This window comes from Gilliamella sp. Occ3-1 (assembly GCF_001690655.1).
In the GTDB taxonomy this organism is placed as follows: domain Bacteria; phylum Pseudomonadota; class Gammaproteobacteria; order Enterobacterales; family Orbaceae; genus Gilliamella; species Gilliamella apicola_P.
Map to the genome: position 1 here is coordinate 70,392 of NZ_LZHQ01000004.1, position 16,893 is coordinate 87,284.

Sequence of the window (16,893 nt, forward strand, 5' to 3'; positions counted from 1 at the left end):
TTTTAAAAGTGGTTTTTTGTTAATAAAGTGCAATTTTAATCATTTTTAATAACAATTGCTTTTTTGATGTAAATAGGCTCAACCGGCACATTTTGATGTGGTCCCACGCGTTTAGTTGGGACACTAACAATTTTATCAACTATATCCATCCCTTTAGTTACTTTACCAAATACAGCATAACCATATTGTTCAGGTGATTTGTAATTAAGGAAATCATTGTTTACTACGTTGATAAAAAATTGACTGGTTGCGCTGTTTATTTCACTTGTTCTTGCCATTGCAATGGTGCCACGATCATTTTTTAATCCATTGTCTGCTTCATTTTTAATTGGTGGGTTATTGTCTTTGAATTTTAGTTGATCATCAGCGCCACCGCCTTGAATCATAAATCCAGGAATTACGCGGTGGAAAGTTAAATTTTCATAAAAACCACTGTTAACATAATCAAGAAAGTTTTTAGTGGTAATTGGCGCATGTTCGCTGTCTAGTTCAATCTCAATATCACCCATACTGGTTTGTAATAAGACTTGAGGAGTAGCTGAGACGACAGTTGAAAAAATTGTTAGTAATAATGTTAAAATTAATAGTTTGATTTTTTTCATATAATAAAACCTCCTTCCATTTGGATTGGCTGATTATACCGAATATTAAGCTAATTTAAATAGCAATTATGCAAAACCAGATAATTTTTTGTGCTGTATATCGTATAACTATTTAATTATATGCAATTACAAAACGGATTGGTCTATTTTATTGATGTTAACTTAATTTTATACACTAAGAAGTTATAGGTGATAAAAAATGGTTTTTTATTGCTACCTTTTTATACTGAACCATTTTTATACTTAAACATATTGTTATCGGAAACTTTTTTACAAAAAAAATTTATTATGTTATGCGATGTATTTTGTGTGATATGCCTTTATTTTTATCTCATCATGGTATTTGTAGCCAATGCGTTGAAAATATACCTAAATTTAATAAGGTCTGCCATCAATGCTGTTTACCACACTCTTTATCGACTGATATATGTTATCGGTGCCGCGCAAAGAAACCTTATTGGGATGAGCTTATTGCTGTTTCTGAGTATGTTAATCCTTTAAAAAAATTGATTCATCATCTAAAGTTCTACAACAAAATTGAATTGAGTACTGCATTAGCAAGATTGATGTTTTTGGCTTGGTATCAACGGCGAGAAATCGATGCGTTAATTAAGCCTGATTTGGTCACTTGTGTGCCATTACATCATTTTCGTTATTGGTCTCGTGGTTTTAATCAAGCGGAGTTATTGGCAAAACCGATTGCTAGATGGTTAAATCGTGGATTTTATCCTTATTTGTTATCTCGAAGGTCAAATGCGCAAGATCAAAAAAATTTATCTCTTACAGATCGAATCGCTAATGTTGAAAAGCTTTTTATGTGCCATCAAAATCTTTCACATAAATCGGTAATGCTTATTGATGATATCGTTACAACAGGTAATACGATTAATGCAATTAGTCAGCAACTAAAAAATTGTGGAGCAACGAGTGTTTATGTTGTTTGTTTATGCCGTACAGTATTGTAAAATCCTAAACAACCCCTATAATAACCAAGAAAGTTAGTCAACTATTATTATCAATATATTATAAATGATGTTAGGTTTGTTTATTACCTAATTACATTAAAGTGAGGGGTTATGTCTATTATCACTATTTCTGAATCAGCTCAACAGCACTTTAAAAAATTGCTTGCTAATCAACCCGATGGAACACAAATTCGAGTATTTGTTATTAACCCTGGTACTCCAAGTGCGGAATGCGGTGTTTCGTATTGCCCTGCTGATACTATAGAAGATAGCGATATAGAAGAACGGTACGCTGATTTTTCAGTTTATATTGATGAAATTAGTGCGCCATTTTTAGAAGAAGCTGTCATTGATTATGTGACTGATGAATTAGGTTCGCAGTTAACATTAAAAGCACCAAATTCAAAAATGAAAAAAGTAGCTGATGATGCACCTCTTATTGAGCGTGTTAATTACGCAATTCAAGCACAGGTCAATCCGCAATTAGCTAGCCATGGTGGGCATGTTAGTTTAGTGGAGTTAACCGAAGATAATTATGTTGTTTTACAATTTGGTGGGGGGTGTAATGGTTGTTCAATGGTCGATTATACTTTGAAAGAAGGTATTGAGAAACAATTAATGGCAGAGTTTCCTGAACTCGCTGGTGTAAAAGATATTACTGAACACCGAGCTGGAGCTCATTCTTTTTGCTAATAATGGCAGAAAATAATTTTTATTTAAATCTTGCTTATTGCTGGGATTGAGTCATAATCGGATGATGTTTGCCATTTGACATTCTGATGGGGTTTTATGAATCAAGTTAGTATTATTTCAGATCTTATCGTTTGGATTGAAAAAAATTTGGAACAACCATTATCTATTGATCATGTTGCACAAAAATCAGGTTATTCAAAGTGGCATTTACAACGTATGTTTAAAGAGGTAACTGGTCAAGTTCTTGGTACTTATATTCGACATCGTCGTTTAACTTATGCCGCGCTTGCTTTACGCATGACAAGTAAACCTATTTTAGATATTGCGATGCAATATCGTTTTGATTCTCAACAAACATTTACTCGTTCTTTTAAAAAGCAATTCAATGAAACCCCAGCAAGTTACCGACGAGGAGATATTTGGGATCCTACAGGATTAACTCCTGCTATTGAGCTTAATAAAAACCGGTTTTCATTGCCTGAGCCAAAATTTGTTAATATGCCTCAAAAAACGTTTTGGGGTATCACCTTTAAAAATAATTGCAATTTGAGTCAATTATTAGATGAAGAAAATAAACTAAGATCACAATTTTTTCATAATTATATATCTCGTTGTGGCAATACATGTGAAAACTTGCCAGATAAAATTTATGCTTTTAGCCGTATATTGAAAAGCAAAGATAATGCTAATGAACAAGAGCTTTTTTATACAATTGCTTTAGATCAGAATAATAATTTAGAGCATATTGAGCAGATAGTTAATGAAGGAGGATTGTATCTTTGCTTTAGATATATTGGTTCTCCTGATGAGTTTGGCGATTTTATTTCACAAGTGCATTTAGCTGCTATGCCAGTATTAAAGGTACGCTTACGTTGCTCTAGTTGTGTAATTGAGATTCATCATAATCTTCGCGATGACTCTGTCGAATCGTTTAAGGATATTAAGCATATGGAGTGTGATTATTGTGTGCCGGTTGTTGCTGATAGTGACGTCAATATCCAATCAAGTTTATAGTTAATAATAGTTATAATATGATATAAAAATCTGCTATTAGATATTGACTAAATCATTTAATTATCCTAGCTTAATAAAACCTTTTCTAACCACTTTTTAAATTCTGGAGTTGCTTCTTTTAGGCTATTAGATCCTCTTGTTACTGTTGCAATACCAATTTTTAGTTGCTCTTTAAGTTGACGTTGATTGATTGAACCATCAAGTAATGAATGTACGATTTTAACTCGAGTAATTAAAGCGTCTCGCTCATCGGCTGTCATTAGTAATTTTAATATATCCAGTGAATAACCATCGTTAAATGCTTGGTGTAATAATTCAACTGTTTGTTTCCATTCGTTAGTTTTCATTATAATCACCATTAATATTGTTTATTAAATTCATTTGAACTAAGAAAATTGACATTTTTTTGTCCTAAGATTACTTGATAAATATAATCATATACCAATACGTTTTTGACGTAATTACGTGTTTCAGTAAACGGTATACTATCGATAAATGCTACTGCATCAAGTTTTCCGTTACTCTTTTTTAGCCAGCGCTTAACATTATTTGGACCAGCATTATAAGAGGCTGAAGATAATATACGATTTTTATCATTTTGTAGATAAGCAGTGTTTAAATAGGTAGTGCCTAACTGTATATTTGTTTGAGGATCAAATAATTGTGCTGATGAAATATAAGTTACTGAATTAACATTTTTAGCTGTTTCTTTTGCTGTGGCTGGCATTAATTGCATTAACCCACTGGCGCCGACAGGTGATTTGGAAGTAGTATCAAGTGCACTTTCTTGACGAGAAATAGCTAAAGCATAAGATAACCCAATAGCTTTATCTTTTAATGCATTGTTATATAAATCTTTGTACATAATAGGTAAACGTTCTGTCCAGTTATCCCAAAGTTTGCCAGCAATGGTTGCTTGAATACTAAGATCACCCCACCCTTTTTGTAAAGCATATTGAGCTAATGGTAAGTATTCATTTTTGTTTTTTTGATTATTTAGCATATATCGCCATTCGTAATTTGATTCTGGTAGCATTCCCAAATAACGTAATTCGTTAATTCTTTTTACATAAGGTTGATTATTGTATTTGTTTTTTAACGTTGATATTTCTGATTGTGTAATCTTTGGAGATTGGTTATTGATTGAATAAGGTTGATTAAGTGTTTGTGCACTTATCATGCCATAAAACCCACGTTTGGTTGTGAGTGTTTGCAAAATTTTGTTAGCTTCACTTTTCTTATTATTATTTAATAAAACTCTAGCTTGCCAATATTGCCAGTCTTCTTTTTGTTGATCTTCTGGCGATAGTTGTGCTATCCAATAAGCGATGTCTGAGAAGTTATAGTCATCAATAGCAAGGCGGATACGCTTTTCAACTAAAGTTGTATCATGATATTTCGCTATATAGTTATCGCGCCATTTTATTTGTTCGTCAGTTGCAGAATCTTTGAAGTAACTGTTAGCCAAACTTTTTTGTAATGCTACTTGTTCTGTTTTGTTTAACGTCTGCTGTTTAACTAATTTTGGTAATAATGTTGCAGCTAAATTCATATCAGCTTTTACTAAGCGAGGGTATGATGCTAATACAATTTTTTTAGTGAAAGAGCTAGCTTTAATATTTTTTGAAAAATCTTCTAATTTTTTAGGATTATTAAGAACTGCTAGTAAATTGATTTTGGTTGTTTTGTAGTTGTCATCAAGTAAGTTAGCTAGATGCTTGGCTAATTTTAAATTATTTGCTTCAATAGCAAGTTCGATACGCAATAGTATTAAATTAGCTGTCCGTTTACCTGCTTGAGCCCAAGCGTCGAGTAATGGATCGCATGCAGAAGGAAGTTCTTTGCCTGTCATCCAAAGTGATTCAACAGTGCTAAAAGCAACCTCGTTATTTCCTTGTTGTAGTAATGCATATTGATAACGACAATTAGATAGTATGGAGTTATCTTTTGGGAATGAAATGATGGAATTCCAATCTTGGCGATTGCTTAATTCGGTTAAATAAGATTGTGTCAATGAAGCTGTTAGCGGAAAATCATTATATTGATTGACAAAATTGCTTACCATTTGTGGTGAAACGATTTTAATATTACTCTGAAAAAACTGTACAGCAGCATAAGGATATAATGGGTAATCTTTTATGGTAGAGAGCAATGTTTGCTGTTCTTCAAAGTTAAGTGATTGATATGAATTAAGCCATTTTTGATAATTTTCTCGTCCTTTTAGAGAACTATCTGCGTAAATGTTACCTGTGGACAATAGGCTAATTATCAAAAAATAACGTAATAGTAATTTCATCCTTTAACTCCCATGTGAATTTAGCTTATTAGATTAGCATATTAAGCTATGATTCGTCGATAAGAGCCATAGCTTAATTCCTACTAAAATACTCAACTAAATACTTGACTAAATAGAAAGGATATATACAATAAGCATACACACATATAAAGGAATGCTCAATGAAACTGACATCAAAAGGGCGATACGCGGTGACAGCAATGCTTGATGTTGCTTTACATGCAGATTCAGGACCGGTATCACTAGCTGATATTTCAGAACGTCAAGAAATTTCACTTTCTTATCTTGAACAATTGTTTGCTCGGTTACGAAAAAATGGTTTGGTGCGCAGTGTTAGAGGCCCTGGTGGCGGTTATATACTGAGTCGTTCTATGGATCAAATTGCTATTAGTTCAATTGTTAAAGCGGTCGATGAAACAGTACATGCGACAAAATGTCACGGGCAAGATGGATGCCAAGGTGGTGTTAGGTGCTTAACCCATACACTGTGGAATGATTTAAGTGAACGAATTGAGGACTTTTTAACTAGCATTACATTGAGTGAATTGGTCAATAATAAAGAAGTTAAAGCTGTTGCTAGTCGACAAAGTAATATACATCACGTTCAAATTAATTAATAAAAATAGAATACAGAATTTTTCATTGGGAGTAATTAATGAAACTACCTATTTATATGGATTATGCAGCGACAACGCCTGTAGATCCTAGAGTTGCTGAAAAAATGATGCAGTATTTAACGCCAGACGGTATATTTGGTAATCCAGCATCTCGTTCCCATAAATTTGGCTGGCAAGCTGAAGAAGCCGTTGATATTGCCCGTAATCAAATTGCCGATCTTATTGGTGCTGATTCACGCGAAATTGTCTTTACGTCAGGGGCAACTGAAGCTGATAATTTAGCAATTAAAGGTGCCGCTCATTTTAATCAAGCCAAAGGTAAGCACATTATTACTTGTAAAACTGAGCACAAGGCTGTGCTTGATACTTGTCGCCAACTTGAGCGAGAAGGTTATGAAGTAACTTATTTAACGCCAGAATCCGATGGGATCCTTGATCTTGATAAACTTGCAACGGCTATGCGTAGTGATACAACCGTTGTATCAATTATGCATGTCAACAATGAAACGGGTGTAATACAAGACATCGAAAAAATTGGTGAGATGTGCCGTGAAAGAGGTATTGTTTTTCATGTTGATGCAACCCAGTCTGTTGGTAAATTACCAATTGATGTAGCTAACTTAAAAGTTGATTTAATGTCATTTTCTGGTCATAAAATTTATGGGCCAAAAGGTATTGGTGGGCTTTATGTAAGGCGTAAACCGCGTGTTCGTATTGAAGCTCAAATACATGGCGGTGGTCATGAACGAGGCATGCGCTCTGGTACTTTACCTGTGCATCAAATTGTGGGCATGGGTGAAGCGTATCATATAGCTAAACAAGAGATGGTTACTGAAATGCCTCGTTTATTGGCTTTAAAAAATCGTTTATGGGATGGTTTAAAAGACATTGAAGAGGTTTATTTAAATGGTTCTTTGGAGCACAGTGTGCCAAATATCTTAAATGTGAGTTTTGCTTACATTGAAGGCGAATCGTTGATGATGGCTTTAAAAGATTTAGCTGTTTCCTCTGGTTCTGCATGCACATCTGCGAGTTTAGAGCCGTCTTATGTATTACGAGCATTAGGGCTTAATGATGAGCTGGCTCATAGTTCAATTCGATTTTCTATTGGTCGTTTTACCACAGAAGAAGAAATTGATTATGTCATTAAATTAATCAGAGAATCTATTGGGAAATTAAGGGATTTATCGCCTCTTTGGGAAATGTTTAAAGATGGCGTTGATTTAACAAAGATTAAATGGTCAGCACATTAAAATTGGGAGTAAATTATGGCATATAGTGAAAAAGTTGTTGATCATTACGAAAACCCACGTAATGTTGGTTCGTTTGATCAAAATGATCCTAATGTTGGTAGTGGTATGGTTGGCGCACCAGCGTGTGGTGATGTGATGCGTCTACAAATCAAAGTGAATGACAACGGTATTATTGAAGATGCTAAGTTTAAAACTTATGGTTGTGGTAGTGCAATTGCATCAAGTTCTTTGGTTACAGAATGGATAAAAGGTAAATCATTAGACGAAGCAGAAGCTATCAAAAATACGGATATTGCTAAAGAACTTGCTTTACCTCCGGTTAAAATTCACTGTTCAATTCTAGCGGAAGATGCAATTAAAGCTGCTATTGATGACTACAAAACCAAAAAAGGACAACGTTAATGGCAATCACATTGACTAATAGCGCAGCTGATCGTGTTCAAGCTTTTTTGGCTAATCGCGGAAAGGGTGTTGGGTTACGATTAGGTGTTAAAACATCTGGTTGTTCTGGTATGGCTTATGTTTTAGAGTTTGCCGATGTGATTAATGATGATGATAGTGTCTTTGAAGATAAACATGTCAAAGTTATCGTGGATAAAAAAAGCTTAGTTTATATTGATGGTACTGAACTTGATTTTGTTAAAGAAGGATTAAATGAAGGTTTCAAGTTTAATAATCCTAATACGAAGCACGAATGTGGCTGTGGCGAAAGCTTTAATGTGTAATCGGGCACAATAATTATGGTTAATTACTTCGAGCTATTTAGTTTGCCAGCTCAATTGCCGGTGGATGTCGCTCAACTAACAACTCATTATCAGCAATTGCAAAAGCAATATCATCCAGATAATTTTGCTGTTGGAAACGATATTGATAAAGTGGCAATTGTTCAAAAGTCAGCAATCATTAATGATGGTTATCATACGTTAAAAAATCCAATTAAAGCCGCTGAGTATTTTTTATCTCTACAAGGTTTTGACGTAGCAACTGAACAAAGTATTATTTATGATACTGATTTTTTAATGGAGCAATTTGTTTTACGTGAAAGACTTGATGATATCGAACGTAAAGATAATTTTGAATTATTAGATGATTTTTATGCTGAGATTGTTGCTTGTCAAAAGATAGTTTATAACGAATTATTACAATTTATTACTAATCAAGATTGGTCAAAAGCACTTAATCAGATCTATAAAATTCGCTATCTTGCCAGATTGATTGAACAAATCGAAAAGTTACAAGAAAAGCAATTTGATTTATAATTTAAGATAAGTAACATATCGATAGAGATAGATTAAATGGTATTATTACAGATCAGCGAACCAGGACAAACTCCACTACCACATCAGCGCCGCCTTGCTGTAGGAATTGATCTTGGTACAACTAATTCATTAGTAGCAACGGTACGAAGTGGACAAGCAGAGGTATTGCCTGATTTAGAAGGTAATCCGCTATTGCCATCCGTTGTGCATTATGGCATCGATCATGATGATAACTTTGTTATCACGATTGGAAAAAATGCCAAAGATAATGCTGTGAATGATCCGCAAAATACAGTTAGCTCTATTAAGAGATTAATGGGGCGAAGTTTATCTGATATAGATTTATCACAATTTCCTTATACTTTTTCACAAACTGAAAATGGTGTTCCTTTATTAAATTTGCCTAATGAGCAAGTAAATCCAATACAAGTTTCATCAGAAATTTTGACAGCGTTAGCTGAGCGAGCAAAAGAGAGTTTACAAGGTGAAATTGATGGTGTGGTTATTACTGTGCCAGCTTATTTTGATGATGCACAACGGCAAGCAACAAAAGATGCTGCCAAATTAGCTGGTTTGCATGTATTGCGCCTACTTAATGAACCTACAGCCGCTGCGATTGCGTACGGTTTAGATTCAGGGAAGGAAGGTATAATCGCTGTTTATGATTTAGGTGGCGGTACTTTTGATATTTCTATTTTACGCTTAAATAAAGGTGTTTTTGAGGTTCTAGCAACTAGCGGTGACTCAGCTCTTGGTGGTGATGATTTTGATCGGCTACTTGTTGACCATATAAAAGAGAAATTAGGATTAACTAATAATATAGATCCTTATATTAATCAAAAAATCAGTAGCCAAGCTACCGAAATAAAGATTTTATTAAGTGAGCAAGATTTAGCTGTATTTTCTCTGGATAATCAATCTTTGACTATTACTCGCCAGCAATTTCAACAATTAATTGAGCCATTGGTTAAACGCACTTTAGCTGTTTGTCGCCGTGCATTAAAAGATGCCGAGATTAATATGGATGAAGTAGTTGAAGTTGTTATGGTTGGCGGCTCTACTCGTGTGCCATTAGTGCGAGAATTAGTAGGGAATTATTTTAAAACTAATCCCTTGATATCTATCGATCCTGATAAAGTAGTTGCTATTGGTGCAGCTATTCAGGCCGATATTTTGGTTGGCAATAAACCCGATTCAGATATGTTATTGCTTGATGTGATCCCATTGTCGTTAGGCATTGAGATCATGGGTGAATTGGTCGAAAAAATTATTCCACGTAATAGTACAATTCCGTGTGCAAGAGCTCAAGAGTTTACAACTTTTAAAGATGGTCAAACCGCGATGATGGTTCATGTTTTACAAGGAGAACGTGAAAGTGTTGCTGATTGTCGATCTTTGGCTCGTTTTACTCTGCAAGGTATTCCAGCAATGCCTGCCGGTGGTGCGCACATTAGGGTGACTTTCCAAGTTGATGCTGATGGTTTATTAAGTGTAACAGCAATGGAAAAATCAACGGGTATTGAAGCTGCTATCCAAGTAAAACCTTCATATGGACTGACTGATAATGAAATTGCCGATATGATTCAAGATTCAATCAGTTACGCACAGCAAGATAAACAGATTCGAATACTTGCTGAACAAAAAGTTGAGGCAGCCAGAGTGCTTGAAAGCTTGCAAAGTGCTTTAGATAAAGATGCTGACTTATTAGATGAAAGTGAACTAAACCATATTTTAATTGCTAAGCATCAATTACAAGCTGTAAGTGAGTCAAATGACAGTTATGCAATTGAAAAACAAATTAAAATTGTTGATAAAGTAACACAAAATTTTGCAGCTAAGCGAATGGATAGGTCAATTCGACATGCGTTAACTGGCCATAACGTTGATGATATTTAACTAACGAGATTATTATGCCAAAAATTACTTTTTTACCGAATGCGGAGCTTTGTCCAGATGGAAAAACTGTTGATGCCCAAGAAGGCGAATCCATTTTAGAAGTGGCATTGCGCAATGATATTGAAATCGAGCATGCTTGTGAAATGTCATGTGCTTGTTCAACATGCCACTGTATTGTGCGTAAGGGATTTGATTCGCTTGAAGCAAGCGATGAGCAAGAAGATGATATGTTAGATAAAGCCTGGGGAGTTGAACCGCATAGCCGTTTAAGCTGTCAAGCTCGTGTCACGAATGAAGATTTAGAGGTCGAGATCCCAAGATATAGCCTTAATCATGCCAAAGAAGATCATTAGTAAGTTATCATAATGATTATCCATTATGGGTTAATATAAAAATAACATTAAATCTGGTTATTTGATTGAAATTTGGTAATTGTAAATTAATAACCAGAAAAAGCTTCTCATCTTTAAACCCAATATCTGTATTTATTTCTTGCCGTTAGTTAACTAACAGAGTATAATTGCCCCACTTTGTTTATTGTCTTTATGTAAGCAAATGAGAAAAAGATATAATTGTTATATAAAAAATAGCTAATTATATCAACAATACTCCCGATTTGGGGGTTACGAAAAAGAACGGATTACACTCTCCTGTCAATCGAAACAGGGAAAGAGGAGTAGTCTTTTGTTATAACTTTTAAATAATGGAGCTCTGGTCTCATGTCGAACCAAAGAATCCGTATCCGGTTAAAAGCGTTTGATCATCGTTTGATTGATCAATCAACTGCTGAAATTGTAGAAACTGCGAAGCGCACAGGTGCGCAAGTTCGTGGTCCTATTCCATTACCGACACGCAAAGAGCGTTTCACTGTATTGATTTCTCCACACGTAAATAAAGATGCGCGTGATCAGTACGAGATTCGCACTCATAAGCGTCTAGTTGATATTGTTGAGCCAACTGAAAAAACAGTTGATGCTTTAATGCGTCTAGACCTTGCTGCCGGTGTTGATGTGCAGATCAGTTTAGGTTAATCCTAAGCTGAATGATTGAGAGGTCGAAACAATGATTGGTTTAATCGGTCGTAAAGTAGGAATGACGCGTATCTTCACTGAAGATGGTGCTTCTATTCCTGTCACCGTAGTTGAAGTTCAAAGCAACCGCATTACTCAAGTTAAAACACTTGAGAATGATGGTTATAAAGCTATTCAGGTTACTACTGGCAGCAAAAAAGCAAGCCGCGTAAACAAACCTGAAGCAGGTCATTTCGCTAAGGCTGGCGTTGAAGCTGGTCGTGGTCTATGGGAATTCCGTTTTGAAGAAGGCGAATTTTCTGTAGGTCAAAGTATTAACGTTGATATCTTCGCTGACGTTAAGAAAGTTGATGTTACTGGAACATCTAAAGGTAAAGGTTTTGCTGGCGTTACTAAACGTTGGAATTTCCGTACTCAAGATGCTACTCATGGTAACTCTTTGGCACACCGTGGTCATGGTTCTATTGGTCAAAACCAAACTCCGGGTAAAGTGTTTAAAGGTCGTAAAATGGCAGGTCACCTAGGTAATGAACGTGTAACTGTTCAAAACTTAGATATTGTACGTGTTGATGCTGAACGTAACCTTTTATTAATTAAAGGTGCAGTTCCTGGCGCAATCAATAGTGACGTAATTGTTAAACCGGCAATCAAGGCTTAACGTCGAGGAGATAGAGATGGAATTAGTAGTAAAAGACGCGAAAGCGCTTTCTGTTTCCGAAACTACCTTCGGACGTGAGTTTAATGAAGCGTTAGTTCATCAAGTAGTTGTTGCTTATGCATCTGCTGCTCGTCAAGGTTCTCGCGCACAAAAAACTCGTGCAGAAATCGCTGGTTCAGGTAAAAAACCATGGCGTCAAAAAGGTACCGGTCGTGCTCGTTCAGGTTCAATTAAGAGCCCAATCTGGCGCAGTGGTGGTGTAACATTTGCAGCAAAACCACAAGATCATAGCCAAAAAGTTAACCGTAAAATGTATCGTGGTGCATTAAAGAGTATTTTCTCTGAATTAGTGCGTCAAGAACGTTTAGTTGTGGTTGAAACATTTACTGTTGAAGCACCTAAGACTAAATTATTAACTCAGAAATTAAACGATATGAATCTTAATGATGTTCTTATTATCGCTTCTGAAGTTGATGAAAATCTTTTCTTAGCAGCACGTAACTTGCATAAAGTTGATGTGCGTGATGTGGCAGGTATTGATCCAGTTAGTTTGATTGCATTTGACAAAGTGGTTATCACAGTTGATGCCGTTAAACAAGTAGAGGAGATGTTAGCATGATTCGTGAAGAGCGTCTGCTTAAAGTCCTGCGAGCACCACATGTTTCTGAAAAAGCATCTATTTCAATGGAAAAAACAAATACATTAGTATTGAAAGTTGCTAAAGATGCTACTAAGAGAGAGATTAAAGCCGCAGTTGAACAACTATTTGAAGTTAAAGTAGATGACGTTAATACACTTGTTGTTAAAGGTAAAGTTAAACGTCGTGGTCAACAAATCGGTCGCCGTAGCGACTGGAAAAAAGCTTACGTTACTTTAGCAGAAGGTCAAAATTTAGACCTTGCTGGCGTCGCTGAGTAATTCGGAGGAGTAAGAACAATGGCAGTTGTTAAGTGTAAACCTACATCTCCGGGTCGTCGCCACGTTGTTAAAGTGGTTAACCCAGAGTTGCATAAAGGCAAACCTTATGCACCGTTGCTTGATTCAAAAAGCAAAACTGGTGGTCGCAATAATAATGGTCGTATAACTACCCGTCATATTGGTGGTGGTCATAAACAACATTATCGTATTGTCGACTTTAAGCGTAATAAAGATGGTATTCCAGCAGTTGTTGAACGTTTGGAATATGATCCAAACCGTAGTGCAAATATTGCATTGGTTTTATATAAAGACGGTGAACGCCGTTATATTTTAGCGCCTAAAGGCTTAAAAGCAGGTGATCAGATCCAATCTGGTGTTGATGCAGCAATTAAAACAGGTAACTGTTTACCAATGCGCAATATTCCAGTCGGTTCTACCGTGCATAATATTGAAATGAAACCAGGTAAAGGCGGACAGCTTGCTCGCTCTGCTGGTAGTTATGTTCAAATCGTTGCGCGTGATGGTGCTTATGTAACATTACGTCTACGTTCAGGTGAAATGCGTAAAGTATTATCTGATTGTCGTGCCACTATTGGTGAAGTTGGTAATTCAGAGCATATGCTTCGCGTATTAGGTAAAGCGGGTGCAACGCGTTGGCGTGGTGTTCGTCCTACTGTTCGTGGTACAGCAATGAACCCGGTAGACCATCCACATGGTGGTGGTGAAGGTCGTAACTTTGGTAAACATCCTGTGTCTCCATGGGGTCAAAAAGCCAAAGGATTGAAAACGCGTAGCAACAAACGTACTGATAAGTATATTGTTCGCCGTCGCAATAAGAAATAATTAATATAGAGGATTAGCTATGCCACGTTCTCTCAAGAAGGGTCCTTTTATTGACCTACACTTGCTGAAGAAGGTAGAGAAAGCGGTGGAAAGCGGGGACAAGAAACCAATTCGTACTTGGTCCCGTCGTTCAACGATCTTTCCTAACATGATCGGTTTGACCATCGCTGTCCATAATGGTCGTCAGCACGTTCCAGTTTATGTTTCCGACGAAATGGTTGGTCATAAATTGGGTGAATTCGCGCCGACTCGTACTTATCGCGGCCACGCGGCTGATAAGAAAGCTAAGAAGAAATAAGTAGGAGAAAGAGATGGAAACAATTGCAAAGTACCGCCACGCTCGTTCTTCTGCACAAAAAGTTCGCTTAGTTGCAGATCTTGTTCGCGGTAAGAATGTGTCTCAGGCACTAGATATTTTAACGTACACCAATAAAAAAGCGGCTGTACTTGTTAAAAAAGTATTAGAGTCTGCTATTGCTAATGCAGAGCATAACGATGGTGCTGATATTGATGATCTAAAAGTTGCGAAGATTTTCGTAGATGAAGGCCCAACCATGAAGCGTATTATGCCTCGTGCGAAAGGTCGTGCAGATCGAATTTTGAAGCGTACGAGTCACATCACCGTGATCGTTTCAGATCGCTAGGCTGGAGAATAGCAATGGGTCAAAAAGTAAATCCAAATGGTATCCGATTAGGCATTGTCAAGCCTTGGACATCTACATGGTATTCGGGTACAAAGACATTCGCTGATAATTTAGAAAGTGATTTTAGAGTGCGTGAATTCTTAAATAAAGAATTATCTCAAGCGTCAATCTCTAAGATTGTGATCGACCGTTCAGCAGAAACTAACGTTCGTATTACTATTCACACTGCTCGTCCGGGTATCGTGATTGGTAAAAAAGGCGAGGACGTTGAAAAATTACGTAATGCCGTAGCTTCTATTGTCAATAAATATAAAGACAAAAGAGAAAAACGTGATGTTGCAGTACAAATTAATATTGCTGAAGTTCGTAAACCAGAACTTGATGCTAAATTAGTTGCTGATAGCATTACTTCTCAGTTAGAACGCCGTGTTATGTTCCGTCGTGCTATGAAACGTGCGGTTCAAAATGCAATGAAGGCGGGTGCTAAAGGTATCAAAGTCGAAGTAAGTGGTCGTTTAGGCGGTGCTGAAATTGCTCGTAGCGAATGGTATCGTGAAGGTCGTGTACCTTTACATACATTACGAGCTGATATTGACTATGGTTTATCTGAAGCATTAACTACCTATGGTATTATTGGTGTTAAAGTGTGGATCTTCAAAGGTGAGATCCTTGGTGGTATGGCTGCCGTTGAACAAGCAGAAAAACAACCTGCTGCTCAACCGAAAAAGCAGCGAAAAGGCCGAAAACAATAAGGAGCGTCGCTGATGTTACAACCAAAGCGTACAAAATTCCGTAAAGTGCACAAGGGCCGCAATCGTGGTCTTGCTGTAAGTACTGATGTTAGTTTCGGTACATTCGGTCTTAAGGCTGTAGGTCGTGGTCGTTTGACTGCGCGCCAGATCGAAGCAGCACGTCGTGCAATGACTCGTGCAGTTAAGCGTCAAGGTAAAATCTGGATTCGAGTTTTTCCTGATAAACCGATTACTGAAAAACCACTTGCAGTGCGTATGGGTAAAGGTAAGGGTAACGTTGAATACTGGGTTGCTCAGATTCAACCAGGTAAAGTCCTTTATGAAATGGACGGTGTACCGGAAGAAGTTGCTCGTGAAGCATTTGCGTTGGCAGCTGCAAAACTGCCAATTAAAACCACCTTTGTGATTAAGACGGTGATGTAAATGAAAGCAAAAGAGCTACGCGAAAAAAGCGTTGAAGAGTTAAATACTGAACTTCTTAATTTATTACGTGAGCAATTTAACTTACGTATGCAATTAGTTGGAGGTCAGTTAACACAGACTCATATGTTAAACCAAGTGCGTCGTAATATTGCACGAGTTAAAACATTATTAACTGAAAAGGCGGGTGCGTAATATGACTACTGAAGTAAAAATTCGTACTCAGCAAGGTCGTGTTATTAGCGACAAAATGGATAAATCTATTACTGTAGCTATTGAACGTAAAGTGAAGCATCCGTTATATGGTAAATTCATTAAACGTACGACTAAATTGCATGTACATGATGAAAACAACGAGTGTGGTATTGGTGATACTGTTGAAATTAAAGAGTGTCGTCCATTATCAAAAACTAAATCTTGGACTCTTGTTCGAATCGTTGAAAAAGCAGTTATTTAATCTTTTTTGATTAAAAAATGTGCATAATATAATAAACGGCTCAACGGTCGTTTATTATATGCTATCCATTTTATTTGAGTGGTGTTATACTATACGCCACTCACGTAAGTGGGTTTTTGGTTGTCTATTCTTATCCATGGTAGTTGAGGTGGATGAAGGTAGATTAGACAATAATTAATTTATACGGAGCATTAAAATGATCCAAGAACAGACTAGGCTAGATGTTGCCGATAACTCTGGCGCACGTAGCGTAATGTGTATCAAGGTTCTCGGTGGATCGCACCGTCGTTATGCAGCAGTAGGCGATATCATCAAAGTTACCATTAAAGAAGCAATTCCACGTGGTAAAGTCAAAAAAGGTGATGTACTTAAAGCTGTTGTTGTGCGAACTAGAAAAGGTGTTCGTCGCCCTGATGGATCTGTCATTCGTTTCGATCGTAACGCTTGTGTTATTTTAAATAATAACAGTGAGCAACCGATTGGTACGCGTATTTTTGGACCGGTCACTCGTGAACTTCGCTCTGAGAAGTTTATGAAGATCATTTCATTAGCACCAGAAGTACTGTAAGGAGCGG

General features: G+C 36.6%; 25 protein-coding genes. 22 read left to right on the top strand and 3 right to left on the bottom strand.

The annotated features are described in order from the left end of the window. Nucleotides 1-35 precede the first annotated feature (35 nt). On the bottom strand, nucleotides 36-602 hold the full coding sequence (locus tag A9G43_RS01060) for a peptidylprolyl isomerase (protein ID WP_065561031.1): 567 nt from the start codon (nucleotides 600-602) through the stop codon (nucleotides 36-38). 314 nt (nucleotides 603-916) lie between these two features. Between A9G43_RS01060 and A9G43_RS01065 the strand changes: the two genes are divergently transcribed. From A9G43_RS01065 to robA, 3 genes are all read left to right on the top strand, one after another. After that, nucleotides 917-1,567 carry a phosphoribosyltransferase family protein gene (locus A9G43_RS01065; RefSeq protein ID WP_176701676.1) on the top strand — a complete coding sequence of 217 codons (651 nt, stop codon included), beginning with the start codon at nucleotides 917-919 and terminating at the stop codon, nucleotides 1,565-1,567. Nucleotides 1,568-1,684: 117 nt separating this feature from the next. Beyond that, entirely contained in the window at nucleotides 1,685-2,260 is a 576-nt protein-coding gene (nfuA, locus tag A9G43_RS01070) for a Fe-S biogenesis protein NfuA (protein ID WP_065606091.1), read from the top strand. 96 nt (nucleotides 2,261-2,356) lie between these two features. Next, a complete protein-coding gene (gene robA / locus A9G43_RS01075) occupies nucleotides 2,357-3,274 on the top strand; it encodes an MDR efflux pump AcrAB transcriptional activator RobA (RefSeq protein ID WP_065605926.1) in 918 nt (305 codons plus the stop codon). 65 nt (nucleotides 3,275-3,339) lie between these two features. Here robA and trpR read toward each other — a convergent pair whose 3' ends face one another. Both trpR and sltY read right to left on the bottom strand, forming a co-directional pair. Continuing rightward, the gene (gene trpR / locus A9G43_RS01080; RefSeq protein ID WP_218058574.1) at nucleotides 3,340-3,621 is read right to left on the bottom strand and encodes a trp operon repressor; all 282 of its coding nucleotides are present in this window, start codon (nucleotides 3,619-3,621) and stop codon (nucleotides 3,340-3,342) included. Between the two features lie 11 nt (nucleotides 3,622-3,632). Beyond that, nucleotides 3,633-5,570, bottom strand: a complete 1,938-nt coding sequence (gene sltY / locus A9G43_RS01085; RefSeq protein WP_065605930.1) for a murein transglycosylase — start codon at nucleotides 5,568-5,570, stop codon at nucleotides 3,633-3,635. Between the two features lie 161 nt (nucleotides 5,571-5,731). Between sltY and iscR the strand changes: the two genes are divergently transcribed. The 19 genes from iscR to rplN all read left to right on the top strand — a co-directional run bounded on the left by iscR (nucleotide 5,732) and on the right by rplN (nucleotide 16,886). Then, entirely contained in the window at nucleotides 5,732-6,187 is a 456-nt protein-coding gene (iscR, locus tag A9G43_RS01090; RefSeq protein ID WP_065561026.1) for a Fe-S cluster assembly transcriptional regulator IscR, read from the top strand. Nucleotides 6,188-6,225: 38 nt separating this feature from the next. Then, nucleotides 6,226-7,440, top strand: a complete 1,215-nt coding sequence (locus A9G43_RS01095; protein WP_065561025.1) for an IscS subfamily cysteine desulfurase — start codon at nucleotides 6,226-6,228, stop codon at nucleotides 7,438-7,440. Between the two features lie 15 nt (nucleotides 7,441-7,455). After that, on the top strand, nucleotides 7,456-7,842 hold the full coding sequence (gene iscU / locus A9G43_RS01100; protein WP_034911174.1) for a Fe-S cluster assembly scaffold IscU: 387 nt from the start codon (nucleotides 7,456-7,458) through the stop codon (nucleotides 7,840-7,842). Continuing rightward, a complete protein-coding gene (iscA, locus tag A9G43_RS01105; RefSeq protein WP_065561024.1) occupies nucleotides 7,842-8,165 on the top strand; it encodes an iron-sulfur cluster assembly protein IscA in 324 nt (107 codons plus the stop codon). The genes iscU and iscA overlap by 1 nt, the downstream gene beginning before the upstream one ends. A 15-nt stretch (nucleotides 8,166-8,180) precedes the next feature. Further along, nucleotides 8,181-8,699 carry a Fe-S protein assembly co-chaperone HscB gene (hscB, locus tag A9G43_RS01110; RefSeq protein WP_065605932.1) on the top strand — a complete coding sequence of 173 codons (519 nt, stop codon included), beginning with the start codon at nucleotides 8,181-8,183 and terminating at the stop codon, nucleotides 8,697-8,699. Nucleotides 8,700-8,735: 36 nt separating this feature from the next. Then, nucleotides 8,736-10,595, top strand: a complete 1,860-nt coding sequence (hscA, locus tag A9G43_RS01115) for a Fe-S protein assembly chaperone HscA (RefSeq protein ID WP_065605934.1) — start codon at nucleotides 8,736-8,738, stop codon at nucleotides 10,593-10,595. 14 nt (nucleotides 10,596-10,609) lie between these two features. Beyond that, on the top strand, nucleotides 10,610-10,948 hold the full coding sequence (fdx, locus tag A9G43_RS01120) for an ISC system 2Fe-2S type ferredoxin (protein ID WP_065605936.1): 339 nt from the start codon (nucleotides 10,610-10,612) through the stop codon (nucleotides 10,946-10,948). 366 nt (nucleotides 10,949-11,314) lie between these two features. Then, nucleotides 11,315-11,626: a 30S ribosomal protein S10 gene (rpsJ, locus tag A9G43_RS01125; RefSeq protein WP_006120582.1), complete on the top strand. Its 312-nt coding sequence runs from the start codon at nucleotides 11,315-11,317 to the stop codon at nucleotides 11,624-11,626. Nucleotides 11,627-11,657: 31 nt separating this feature from the next. Beyond that, entirely contained in the window at nucleotides 11,658-12,284 is a 627-nt protein-coding gene (gene rplC / locus A9G43_RS01130; protein ID WP_065605938.1) for a 50S ribosomal protein L3, read from the top strand. 16 nt (nucleotides 12,285-12,300) lie between these two features. After that, nucleotides 12,301-12,903 carry a 50S ribosomal protein L4 gene (rplD, locus tag A9G43_RS01135; RefSeq protein ID WP_034911160.1) on the top strand — a complete coding sequence of 201 codons (603 nt, stop codon included), beginning with the start codon at nucleotides 12,301-12,303 and terminating at the stop codon, nucleotides 12,901-12,903. Beyond that, on the top strand, nucleotides 12,900-13,202 hold the full coding sequence (rplW, locus tag A9G43_RS01140) for a 50S ribosomal protein L23 (RefSeq protein ID WP_034885052.1): 303 nt from the start codon (nucleotides 12,900-12,902) through the stop codon (nucleotides 13,200-13,202). The genes rplD and rplW overlap by 4 nt, the downstream gene beginning before the upstream one ends. An 18-nt stretch (nucleotides 13,203-13,220) precedes the next feature. Next, on the top strand, nucleotides 13,221-14,045 hold the full coding sequence (rplB, locus tag A9G43_RS01145; RefSeq protein WP_065561019.1) for a 50S ribosomal protein L2: 825 nt from the start codon (nucleotides 13,221-13,223) through the stop codon (nucleotides 14,043-14,045). 19 nt (nucleotides 14,046-14,064) lie between these two features. Beyond that, nucleotides 14,065-14,343, top strand: a complete 279-nt coding sequence (gene rpsS / locus A9G43_RS01150; protein ID WP_024496505.1) for a 30S ribosomal protein S19 — start codon at nucleotides 14,065-14,067, stop codon at nucleotides 14,341-14,343. 13 nt (nucleotides 14,344-14,356) lie between these two features. After that, nucleotides 14,357-14,689, top strand: a complete 333-nt coding sequence (rplV, locus tag A9G43_RS01155; protein WP_034947997.1) for a 50S ribosomal protein L22 — start codon at nucleotides 14,357-14,359, stop codon at nucleotides 14,687-14,689. Between the two features lie 14 nt (nucleotides 14,690-14,703). Continuing rightward, entirely contained in the window at nucleotides 14,704-15,441 is a 738-nt protein-coding gene (rpsC, locus tag A9G43_RS01160) for a 30S ribosomal protein S3 (RefSeq protein ID WP_065561018.1), read from the top strand. Nucleotides 15,442-15,453: 12 nt separating this feature from the next. Continuing rightward, nucleotides 15,454-15,864 carry a 50S ribosomal protein L16 gene (gene rplP, locus A9G43_RS01165; protein WP_034911153.1) on the top strand — a complete coding sequence of 137 codons (411 nt, stop codon included), beginning with the start codon at nucleotides 15,454-15,456 and terminating at the stop codon, nucleotides 15,862-15,864. Next, nucleotides 15,865-16,056 (top strand): 50S ribosomal protein L29, encoded by a 192-nt coding sequence (rpmC, locus tag A9G43_RS01170; protein ID WP_065605940.1) that lies wholly within the window; start codon nucleotides 15,865-15,867, stop codon nucleotides 16,054-16,056. 1 nt (nucleotide 16,057) lies between these two features. Beyond that, nucleotides 16,058-16,318, top strand: coding sequence for a 30S ribosomal protein S17 (gene rpsQ, locus A9G43_RS01175; RefSeq protein ID WP_034911151.1), 261 nt, complete (start codon nucleotides 16,058-16,060; stop codon nucleotides 16,316-16,318). A gap of 196 nt (nucleotides 16,319-16,514) precedes the next feature. Further along, nucleotides 16,515-16,886 (top strand): 50S ribosomal protein L14, encoded by a 372-nt coding sequence (gene rplN, locus A9G43_RS01180; protein ID WP_025314392.1) that lies wholly within the window; start codon nucleotides 16,515-16,517, stop codon nucleotides 16,884-16,886. Nucleotides 16,887-16,893 lie beyond the last annotated feature (7 nt).

Excerpts from the sequence above, each read along its gene's own strand:
- fdx (WP_065605936.1), top strand. The coding sequence starts at position 10,610 with ATGCCAAAAATTACTTTTTTACCGAATGCGGAGCTTTGTCCAGATGGA.
- rpmC (WP_065605940.1), top strand. The coding sequence starts at position 15,865 with ATGAAAGCAAAAGAGCTACGCGAAAAAAGCGTTGAAGAGTTAAATACT.
- robA (WP_065605926.1), top strand. The coding sequence starts at position 2,357 with ATGAATCAAGTTAGTATTATTTCAGATCTTATCGTTTGGATTGAAAAA.
- rplN (WP_025314392.1), top strand. The coding sequence starts at position 16,515 with ATGATCCAAGAACAGACTAGGCTAGATGTTGCCGATAACTCTGGCGCA.
- iscR (WP_065561026.1), top strand. The coding sequence starts at position 5,732 with ATGAAACTGACATCAAAAGGGCGATACGCGGTGACAGCAATGCTTGAT.
- rplB (WP_065561019.1), top strand. The coding sequence starts at position 13,221 with ATGGCAGTTGTTAAGTGTAAACCTACATCTCCGGGTCGTCGCCACGTT.
- A9G43_RS01065 (WP_176701676.1), top strand. The coding sequence starts at position 917 with ATGCCTTTATTTTTATCTCATCATGGTATTTGTAGCCAATGCGTTGAA.
- sltY (WP_065605930.1), bottom strand. The coding sequence starts at position 5,570 with ATGAAATTACTATTACGTTATTTTTTGATAATTAGCCTATTGTCCACA.
- rpsQ (WP_034911151.1), top strand. The coding sequence starts at position 16,058 with ATGACTACTGAAGTAAAAATTCGTACTCAGCAAGGTCGTGTTATTAGC.
- rplV (WP_034947997.1), top strand. The coding sequence starts at position 14,357 with ATGGAAACAATTGCAAAGTACCGCCACGCTCGTTCTTCTGCACAAAAA.
- rpsJ (WP_006120582.1), top strand. The coding sequence starts at position 11,315 with ATGTCGAACCAAAGAATCCGTATCCGGTTAAAAGCGTTTGATCATCGT.
- iscU (WP_034911174.1), top strand. The coding sequence starts at position 7,456 with ATGGCATATAGTGAAAAAGTTGTTGATCATTACGAAAACCCACGTAAT.
- rplD (WP_034911160.1), top strand. The coding sequence starts at position 12,301 with ATGGAATTAGTAGTAAAAGACGCGAAAGCGCTTTCTGTTTCCGAAACT.
- hscA (WP_065605934.1), top strand. The coding sequence starts at position 8,736 with ATGGTATTATTACAGATCAGCGAACCAGGACAAACTCCACTACCACAT.
- rpsC (WP_065561018.1), top strand. The coding sequence starts at position 14,704 with ATGGGTCAAAAAGTAAATCCAAATGGTATCCGATTAGGCATTGTCAAG.
- iscA (WP_065561024.1), top strand. The coding sequence starts at position 7,842 with ATGGCAATCACATTGACTAATAGCGCAGCTGATCGTGTTCAAGCTTTT.
- A9G43_RS01095 (WP_065561025.1), top strand. The coding sequence starts at position 6,226 with ATGAAACTACCTATTTATATGGATTATGCAGCGACAACGCCTGTAGAT.
- rplW (WP_034885052.1), top strand. The coding sequence starts at position 12,900 with ATGATTCGTGAAGAGCGTCTGCTTAAAGTCCTGCGAGCACCACATGTT.
- hscB (WP_065605932.1), top strand. The coding sequence starts at position 8,181 with ATGGTTAATTACTTCGAGCTATTTAGTTTGCCAGCTCAATTGCCGGTG.
- rplC (WP_065605938.1), top strand. The coding sequence starts at position 11,658 with ATGATTGGTTTAATCGGTCGTAAAGTAGGAATGACGCGTATCTTCACT.
- trpR (WP_218058574.1), bottom strand. The coding sequence starts at position 3,621 with ATGAAAACTAACGAATGGAAACAAACAGTTGAATTATTACACCAAGCA.
- A9G43_RS01060 (WP_065561031.1), bottom strand. The coding sequence starts at position 602 with ATGAAAAAAATCAAACTATTAATTTTAACATTATTACTAACAATTTTT.
- rplP (WP_034911153.1), top strand. The coding sequence starts at position 15,454 with ATGTTACAACCAAAGCGTACAAAATTCCGTAAAGTGCACAAGGGCCGC.
- rpsS (WP_024496505.1), top strand. The coding sequence starts at position 14,065 with ATGCCACGTTCTCTCAAGAAGGGTCCTTTTATTGACCTACACTTGCTG.